Raw genomic sequence first — 7,713 nt, 5'->3', positions numbered from 1 at the left:
CGCCGACAAACGTGCTCTGGATGTCCAACGGGTCGGCGCCCACGGTCTTGGCGAGGATGTCGGTGGTCAACACCTCGCACTCCTTGAGCAGGTTCGGATACTGCCGTTCGGAGTTGTCGTTGCGGGGCGCATCGCCGACGCCCGCCTTGACGGCGGCGCCGCCCACCTCCCTTGAGCAGCCGGTCAGCGTCATCAGCACGACCAGCGCCACCGCCGACGCCGCGGCGGCGAGCACCCGGACCGGCACCGGACGCCTCATTTCGCGTTCGCAATCGACTGGCGGGTGAGCTCTTTGGCGACGTCGCACGGATCCGGGAAGGGCTTCTGGGCGAAGCTCACCGACCATTCGATGAAGTCGTCGGAGAACTGGATCGCCACTTCGCACAGGCTGTCGCCCAGCGTGGGCGCGGTGTTGCCGATCGCGATGAATCCGCTGTGGCCGTCGATGTTGACATCCTCGACGCTGGTCCGCGACAGCTCCTCGGTCTTACGTTCCCGCCCGATCGGGCTGCCTCGATACCAGGAGAAGGAGAAATGCGGGCCAGAGATACCGCCGCCGGCCAACCACTGGCAGCCCACCGAGTTCTGCGCGGTGTTGACCAGCCCGGTCACCCTGGTCAGCTCGGTGACGGTCTGGTCGCTGATGCCTCCGCACTGCGGAAACATCGGCCCGTGCTGGCCCTCCGCCGACCCCGATCCCGATCCCGGCGAGCCGGTGGACTGGGGACCGGTCGAGCCGGAATCGGAGCATCCGGTCGCCAACGACATCACGGTCGCGGCCGCGGCAGCAAACGCCGCCCGTGTCGTCATGGTGGGGCGCACGCTATCGGCACCTTCTGCTGGTCACACGATGCACTGTAGCTTGACCATCACCGCTCAACCATGACACACCGGGTGAGCAGTCCGTTCGTGTCAGGGGCTGGCCAAAGACCGGCCACCGACCGGCCGCGCGGTGTGCGACAGTTACCAGATGCTCTCGGCGCTGCTGCGCTGCTACATCGGGCCGTACCGGTGGCTGGTTACGGCGGTGATGGCGCTGCAGCTGATCGCCGCGCTGGCGTCGCTCTACCTGCCGACCGTCAACGCCACGATCATCGACGACGGCATAGCCCGCGGTGACACCGCCGTCATCGTGCGGCTCGGTGCGGTGCTGTTGGCGGTGACCGGACTGCAGGTGGCCTGCAGCGTCGCGGCGATGTATTGCGCCGCGCGCACCGGCACCGGTTTCGGCCGCGCCCTGCGCTGGGCGATGTTCTCCCATATCACCGGCTTCTCGGAGGGTGAAACAACCCGGTTCGGGGCACCGTCGTTGCTGACCCGCACCACCAACGACGTCCGCCAGATTCAGATTGTGGTGCAGTTAAGCGCCACGGTGCTGGTGGCCGCGCCGATCACCGCCATCGGCGGCGTGCTGATGGCTGTGCACCAAGACGTCGAGCTGTCCTGGCTGCTGGGAGTCAGCGTGCCGCTGCTGGCGGTGGCCAACTCCGCGATCGTGGCACGGATGGTGCCGGTCGTTCGCCGCCTGCAAGCTCTGATCGACAACATCAACCGGGTGCTGCGCGACCAGCTCGCCGGGATCCGGGTCATCCGCGCGTTCGTCCGGGAGCCCACCGAACGGGACCGCTTCGCCGACGCCAACCGCGCGCTGTCGGAGACCGCGCTGAAAGCCGGCAACCTGCAGGCGCTGATGCTGCCGGCCACCACGCTGATCATCAACGGCTCCAGCGTGGCGCTGATCTGGTTCGGCGGGCTGCGCGTCGACGCCGGCCGGATGCAGATCGGCTCGCTGGTCGCGTTCTTGTCCTACTTCCTGCAGATCCTGACGGCCGTGCTGATGGCCACGACGATGCTGGCGATCCTGCCGCGGGCCTCGGTGTGCGCCGAGCGGATCACCGAGGTGCTCTCCACCCGCCCGGCAATCAGCGCCCCGGCGCACCCGGTCTCACCGCCGCAGGGGGCCATCGGAGTGGTGCGGCTGACCGGTGTCAGCTTCCGCTACCCGGGCGCCGAGCTGGCGGTGCTGCGTGACGTGTCACTGGAGGCGCGTCCGGGCACCACCACCGCGGTGGTCGGCGGCACCGGGTCGGGCAAGTCAACATTGATCTCGCTGATCTGCCGGTTACGTGACGTCACCGGCGGCGCGGTGCTCATCGACGGCGTCGACGTGCGCGATTACGACCCCGAGCGGCTGTCGTCGAGCATCGGGCTGGTGCCGCAGCGCGGCTACCTGTTCTCCGGCACCGTCGCCGACAACCAGCGCTACGGTGCACCCCCCGGAGAAATCGTCACCGACGACCAGATGTGGCAAGCGCTGCGGGTGGCCGCCGCCGACGGGTTCGTCGCGGCCCACGACGACGAGCTGGCAGCGCCGGTGGCCCAGGGCGGCGCCAACTTCTCCGGCGGGCAGCGGCAACGGCTGGCGATCGCCCGCGCGGTCATCCGCCGGCCGGCGATCTACCTGTTCGACGACTCGTTCTCCGCGCTGGACGTGCACACCGAGGCGCGGGTGCGCGCGGCGCTGCGCGACGTCGCGGCCGACGCGACGGTGATCATTGTGGCGCAACGTATCTCGACCGCCACCCAGGCCGACCAGGTGATCGTCATCGATGACGGGCGTGTGGTCGGCGCCGGCAGCCACCAAACGCTGCTCGCCGGATGCCCCACATACGCCGCGTTCGCCGAGTCCCAGTCGGTGTCCTCTCGCGTGGGCGGACCGCTGTGACCGCCCCGGCGCGCGCTCGGGAGCCCGCCGTGCGGTCCCGCGACATTCTGCCCACCGCAGTTCGGCTGGTGAAACGCCTTACCCCGCAACGCGGGCCGACCGCCGCGGTGATCACGCTGTCGCTGGCCGGCATCGCTATCGGGGTGGCCGGACCGCGGATCCTCGGACACGCGACCGACCTGTTGTTCAACGGAGTGATCGGCCGACAGCTGCCCGCCGAGCTGACCAAGCAGCAGGCGGTGGCGGCAGCCCGCGCCCGCGGCGAGGGAACGTTCGCCGACCTGCTGTCCGGGATGGACGTGGTGCCGGGCAAAGGGGTGGACTTAGGCGCGGTGGGCCGCACCTTGGCGCTGGCACTGGGTCTGTATCTGCTGAGCGCACTGTTGGTTTGGCTGCAGGCCAGGCTGTTGAACGTCATCGTGCAGCGGACGACGATGGCGTTGCGCCGCGACGTCGAGGAGAAGGTGCACCGGCTGCCGCTGAGCTACTTCGACCACCGGCAGCGCGGGGAGCTGTTGAGCCGGGTCACCAACGATGTCGACAACACCCAGACGTCGCTGTCGATGACGATCAGCCAGCTGCTCAGCTCAGTGCTGACCGTGGTGACGGTGCTGGCGATGATGGTGTCCATCTCGCCGTTGCTGGCCGCGATCACCCTGCTGGCGGTCCCGCTGTCACTGTTGGCGGTGCGGGCGATCACCCGCCGCTCGCAACGGCTCTTCGCCGTCCAGTGGGCAGCCACCGGGCGGCTCAACGCCCACATTGAGGAGACCTACAGCGGATTCACGCTGGTCACGGCGTTCGGTCACCGGGAGTGGGCGCGCCGCCGGTTCGAAGAGTGCAACGACGAGCTGTACCGGGCCAGTTTCGGCGCTCAGTTCGTCTCCGGCCTGTTGTCGCCGGCGGCGGGGTTCATCGGCAACCTCAGCTATGTCGCGGTGGCGGTGATCGGCGGCCTGCAGGTGGCGACCGGGCAAGTCACCCTGGGCAGCATCCAGGCTTTCATCGCTTACGTGCGTCAGTTCAACCAGCCGCTGACCCAATTGGCGTCGATGTACAACACACTGCAGTCCGGGACGGCCAGCGCCGAGCGGGTGTTCCAGTTTCTGGACGAGCCCGAGGAGGCACCGGATACCGCGCTGACGTTGTCGCCCAACGGTTCCGAGCCACGGGGGCTGGTCGAGTTCCGCCGGGTGAACTTCGGCTACCGGCCCGGGGTTCCGGTGATCGAGGATCTGTCGCTGACCGTGAAACCGGGCAGCACGGCGGCGATCGTCGGGCCGACCGGTGCCGGCAAGACCACGCTGGTCAACCTGTTGATGCGGTTCTATGACGTGGACGCCGGGCAGATTCTGCTCGACGGCGTCGACATCACGTCGGTGAGCAGGCGCTCGCTGCGCTCGCCGATCGGGATGGTGCTGCAGGACACCTGGCTGTTCGCCGGAACCCTCGCGGAGAACATCGGCTACGGGCGGCCCGGAGCGAGCCAGGCCGAGATCGTCGAGGCCGCCCGCGCGGCCTACGTCGACCGGTTCGTGCAGACCCTGCCCGACGGCTACCAGACCCAGGTCGGCGACGACGGGGCCGGAATCAGCGCCGGTGAAAGGCAGCTGATCGCCATTGCGCGGACGTTTCTGGCCCGCCCGCAGCTGCTCGTCCTCGACGAGGCGACCAGCTCGGTCGACACCCGCACCGAGCTGCTGATCCAGCAGGCGATGCGTGACCTGCGGCGGGGACGGACGAGCTTCGTTATCGCCCACCGGCTTTCGACGATCCGCGATGCCGACCTGATCGTGGTGATGCAGGCCGGCCGGATTGTCGAGCAGGGCAGCCACTTAGAGCTGCTGGCCCGGCGCGGCGCCTACTGGGCGATGGCGCGCGGCTAGCGGCCCAGGGTGGCTTAAAGCCCGGGACCCTGCGCCCGTAGGTCGTCGACCTCCGACATCGCCTCGCGCAGTTTGGCCAGCCAGTCCTCGGCGTGCTCACCGACCAGCTTGACCGACCAGGCCAGCGCGTCGGAGCGCGACCGAGCCACACCCGCGTCGACCAGGGTGTCGAGCACCCGGCGCTCGGGCTGTTTCAACCGGGTCATGACCGGTACCGCGATGTGGGTGAACAGGATCCGCCGACCGGCAACCTCGACGCCCCAGGACACTTTGCGGCCGTAGCGGTCCTGCGCTTCATCGGCGATATCCATACGCTCCGCTCGGGTGTCCTCGCGAAACCGCGAGATGCGCCCGGACGCGTGGGCTGAACTCTCCGGCTCGCCGGACTCACCAGAGCCCTCGGGTTCAGGCAGCCGACCGATGACCGTAATCTCCTCGCGATCAACGATGACGGTCGGATCGCCGTCGAACCACCCTTCCGGGAGGCGTCCGGCGAACCAATCCGCGGCGTCGCCGGCATCGGGTTGGTGCGCTTGTTGCCAGCCGCCGGGGCGGCCGTATCGGTTGCCGTGCATACGACCAGCATACATAATTACGTGATTACACCGTTACTCCGGCATTGTCACCGGTTTCCGCCGAGCGCGAAAATCGTCACCGCCTCGGCTGCACGCGACGGCCAATCAGCCGGGCGAAAACCATTGATAGCCGGCGGCCGACGGTGTAGCTTCGAGCCTGAAGCAGGCCCGGAGAGGACTGATCCGAAGAGCCGGTTGACGGGGATGAAAACCGGCCGCGCAGGATGTGTGAGACGCCCCCCAATGTCCACCGGGCCTGCCCCTATGTGCAGACCCGGTGAGCCGCACCGGTCTCAGCCAGGTTGGCCACGCCGAACGCGGAACAGGTTCACCTTTCGTCAGTTCTTGGTCACGACGCCGCCAGACGCAGCGTCGATGCGCACCGTGTGTTCGGTGTTATCCGAGTCCGTCACGTCAGCCTCCCAGACCGTGATTCCGATGTGGCTGCCCAGGTTCAGTTCGGTAACCCGGCCGGGAACGGCCACGGTAACCGCCGAGACTGCTTGGCGGTAGTCGAGCTTGGCCGCTTTCACCCGGCTGCGGTGCCTGGCCTTGTCCTGGGCGGTCTCGGACTCGACGCTGGGGCCACTGACAACACTGGTCCCGTCGGCGGACACCCCAACCTGATGTTCGGTGCCGTCGCCGCTGACGACCTGGACCTTCCACCCGGTTTTGTCGCGCTCGGTTTCGATGGCGATGACCGTAGCGCCGACAACCGCGGCCTGCGCCGTTTCACCGGCATTGAGCAGCGCCTGGTTGACCGCACCGGGCTGTGGCGCAGTCGAAGCCGGACCGGAACCGGGCAGGCCGCCGCAGGCTGCCAACGCCACCGCGGCGGTAGCAGCCGCAAACACCCGGACGAGCGCGGTGGCGGTCATGACACCGCAGGACGGTGCTGCGCCCACGGCCTTGCCTTTTCGATCTGGGCGGCCAGGGACAGCAACGTAGCCTCGTCGCGGGGCCGGCCGACGAGCTGGACCGCGACCGGCAGACCGTCGCCGTCGAAACCCCACGGCAGCACCGCGGCGGGCTGGCCGGTCAGATTCCAGATCTGCTGATGCGGAACGCGCGCGGCGACCAACAGCAACGTTGTCACCGGGCCGCGGCGCTGGTAGGCACCGATACGCGATGGCCCAGTGGCGTTGGCGGGCGTGACGAGCACGTCGACGTCGGCGAAGATCGACTGCACACGCGCGGCCACCGCCGCCTCCTTCGCACGCACCGCCGCGATACGCCGGTCGGAGAACAGCGCACCGATACGCGACATCGCGCGGGTCCGCGCCTCCAAGCGCTCGGGGTACGGCAGCGATCGCACGTCGTCGTGGATGCCGCGGAAGTAGCGCGGTAGGTAGTACCGGTGGATCACCGCCGGTGGATAGTCGGGGTCGCGGGTGACGACGTGATGGCCCAGGTCGCGAAGCAGCGTACCGGCCTCGTCGACCGCGCGCCGCTGCGCCTCGCCGAGCCGGGCGAGCGGGGGCGGTGGCACCTTGGTGCTCAACGCGATTCGCAGTCTGCCCGGGTCGCGCGCGGCCGCCGCAGCGAAGCCGCCCTGCGGCTCCGGCTTGTCTGATTCAGTCGTCGTGATGTCCAGAAACAGTGCCGCATCGGCCACCGAACGGGCGATCGGCCCGTTGACGCTCAGCCCCTGCCACGCGTCGTCGTGCGGCGCCAACGGGACTCGGTCGCGGTTCGGCTTGAGCCCGAACACGCCGCACCAGGCCGACGGGATCCGGATGGAGCCGCCGCCGTCGGAACCCAGTGCCAGGGGCGCCAAAGCGGCCGCGACCGCCGCAGCGCTTCCGCCGCTGCTGCCGCCCGGCGTGCGGGTGGTGTCCCAGGGGTTGGCGGTCGCGCCGAACGTCAGCGACTCGGTGTAGGGAAACATCGTCGCCTCGGGCACCGCGGTTTTGCCGATGATGAGCGCGCCGGCTCTCCGCAGCCGCCGCACAACCTCGGCGTCCTGCGTTGCCGCCGGCCCATGCGCGCTGGTGCCGTATGTCGTCACCTGTCCGGCGACGTCGACGCTGTCCTTGATCGCGACCGGCACCCCGAGTAGCGGCAGCCGTTCGCCGGCGTCAAGGCGTTGCTGGGCGACGGCGGCCTCCGCACGCGCGGTGTCGGCCAGCACCACCCGGTAGCAGCGCAGCTGCGGGTCCAGCCACGCGATGCGCTCCAGGTAGACCTCCAGCAACGCCGGCGCGGTGATCGTGCCAGCGGCCAGCATTCGCGCCTGCTCGGCCGCACCGGCGAACGCCAGTTCGTGCGGATCGGTGGACTCCACCGGCACAGCCTATCGCCGGTGCAGGCAGACTACTGGTATGAGCCGCACCGGCGACGATGCACTGGGGTTGCCACCGGCTTGCGCGGGACGCAGCGATGAGCAGGAGGTGCCATGGATGAAGTGTTCGACTCGCTGACCGAGGAACAGCTGCGCCAGCGCAAGACCATCAAATGGAACTTCTTCGACCCCGATGTATTGCCGCTGTGGATCGCCGAGATGGACTTCCCCACCGCGCCGCCGGTG

The 7,713-nt window shown here is 68.9% G+C and carries 6 protein-coding genes and 2 pseudogenes; 3 read left to right on the top strand and 5 right to left on the bottom strand.

The window, feature by feature from the left end; translation table 11 throughout:
* Positions 1-259, bottom strand: a pseudogene (locus AC2VOP_RS03280) (DUF3558 domain-containing protein); the annotation flags it as partial.
* Positions 256-810 (bottom strand): DUF3558 domain-containing protein, encoded by a 555-nt coding sequence (locus AC2VOP_RS03275; protein ID WP_486959641.1) that lies wholly within the window; start codon positions 808-810, stop codon positions 256-258. The pseudogene AC2VOP_RS03280 and the gene AC2VOP_RS03275, both read right to left, overlap by 4 nt.
* A gap of 160 nt (positions 811-970) precedes the next feature.
* On the opposite strand from AC2VOP_RS03275, the gene AC2VOP_RS03270 reads away from it, so the two are divergent.
* Positions 971-2,725: an ABC transporter ATP-binding protein gene (locus AC2VOP_RS03270; protein WP_486959640.1), complete on the top strand. Its 1,755-nt coding sequence runs from the start codon at positions 971-973 to the stop codon at positions 2,723-2,725.
* Positions 2,659-4,611 carry an ABC transporter ATP-binding protein gene (locus AC2VOP_RS03265; protein WP_486959639.1) on the top strand — a complete coding sequence of 651 codons (1,953 nt, stop codon included), beginning with the start codon at positions 2,659-2,661 and terminating at the stop codon, positions 4,609-4,611. Before AC2VOP_RS03270 ends, AC2VOP_RS03265 begins: the two co-directional genes overlap by 67 nt.
* A 14-nt stretch (positions 4,612-4,625) precedes the next feature.
* On the opposite strand, the gene AC2VOP_RS03260 is transcribed toward AC2VOP_RS03265, so the two are convergent.
* The 3 genes from AC2VOP_RS03260 to AC2VOP_RS03250 form a co-directional block, all read right to left on the bottom strand.
* Positions 4,626-5,201, bottom strand: a complete 576-nt coding sequence (locus tag AC2VOP_RS03260) for a hypothetical protein (RefSeq protein ID WP_486959638.1) — start codon at positions 5,199-5,201, stop codon at positions 4,626-4,628.
* 323 nt (positions 5,202-5,524) lie between these two features.
* The gene (locus AC2VOP_RS03255) at positions 5,525-6,064 is read right to left on the bottom strand and encodes a PepSY domain-containing protein (RefSeq protein ID WP_486959637.1); all 540 of its coding nucleotides are present in this window, start codon (positions 6,062-6,064) and stop codon (positions 5,525-5,527) included.
* Positions 6,061-7,413, bottom strand: a complete 1,353-nt coding sequence (locus tag AC2VOP_RS03250) for an amidase (RefSeq protein WP_486959642.1) — start codon at positions 7,411-7,413, stop codon at positions 6,061-6,063. Before AC2VOP_RS03250 ends, AC2VOP_RS03255 begins: the two co-directional genes overlap by 4 nt.
* A gap of 168 nt (positions 7,414-7,581) precedes the next feature.
* Between AC2VOP_RS03250 and AC2VOP_RS03245 the strand changes: the two are divergent.
* Positions 7,582-7,713: pseudogene (locus tag AC2VOP_RS03245) on the top strand (MalY/PatB family protein); the annotation flags it as partial.

The organism is Mycobacterium sp. TH-M106 (assembly GCF_057473765.1).
This window is presented reverse-complemented; position numbering and strand designations above follow the sequence as displayed.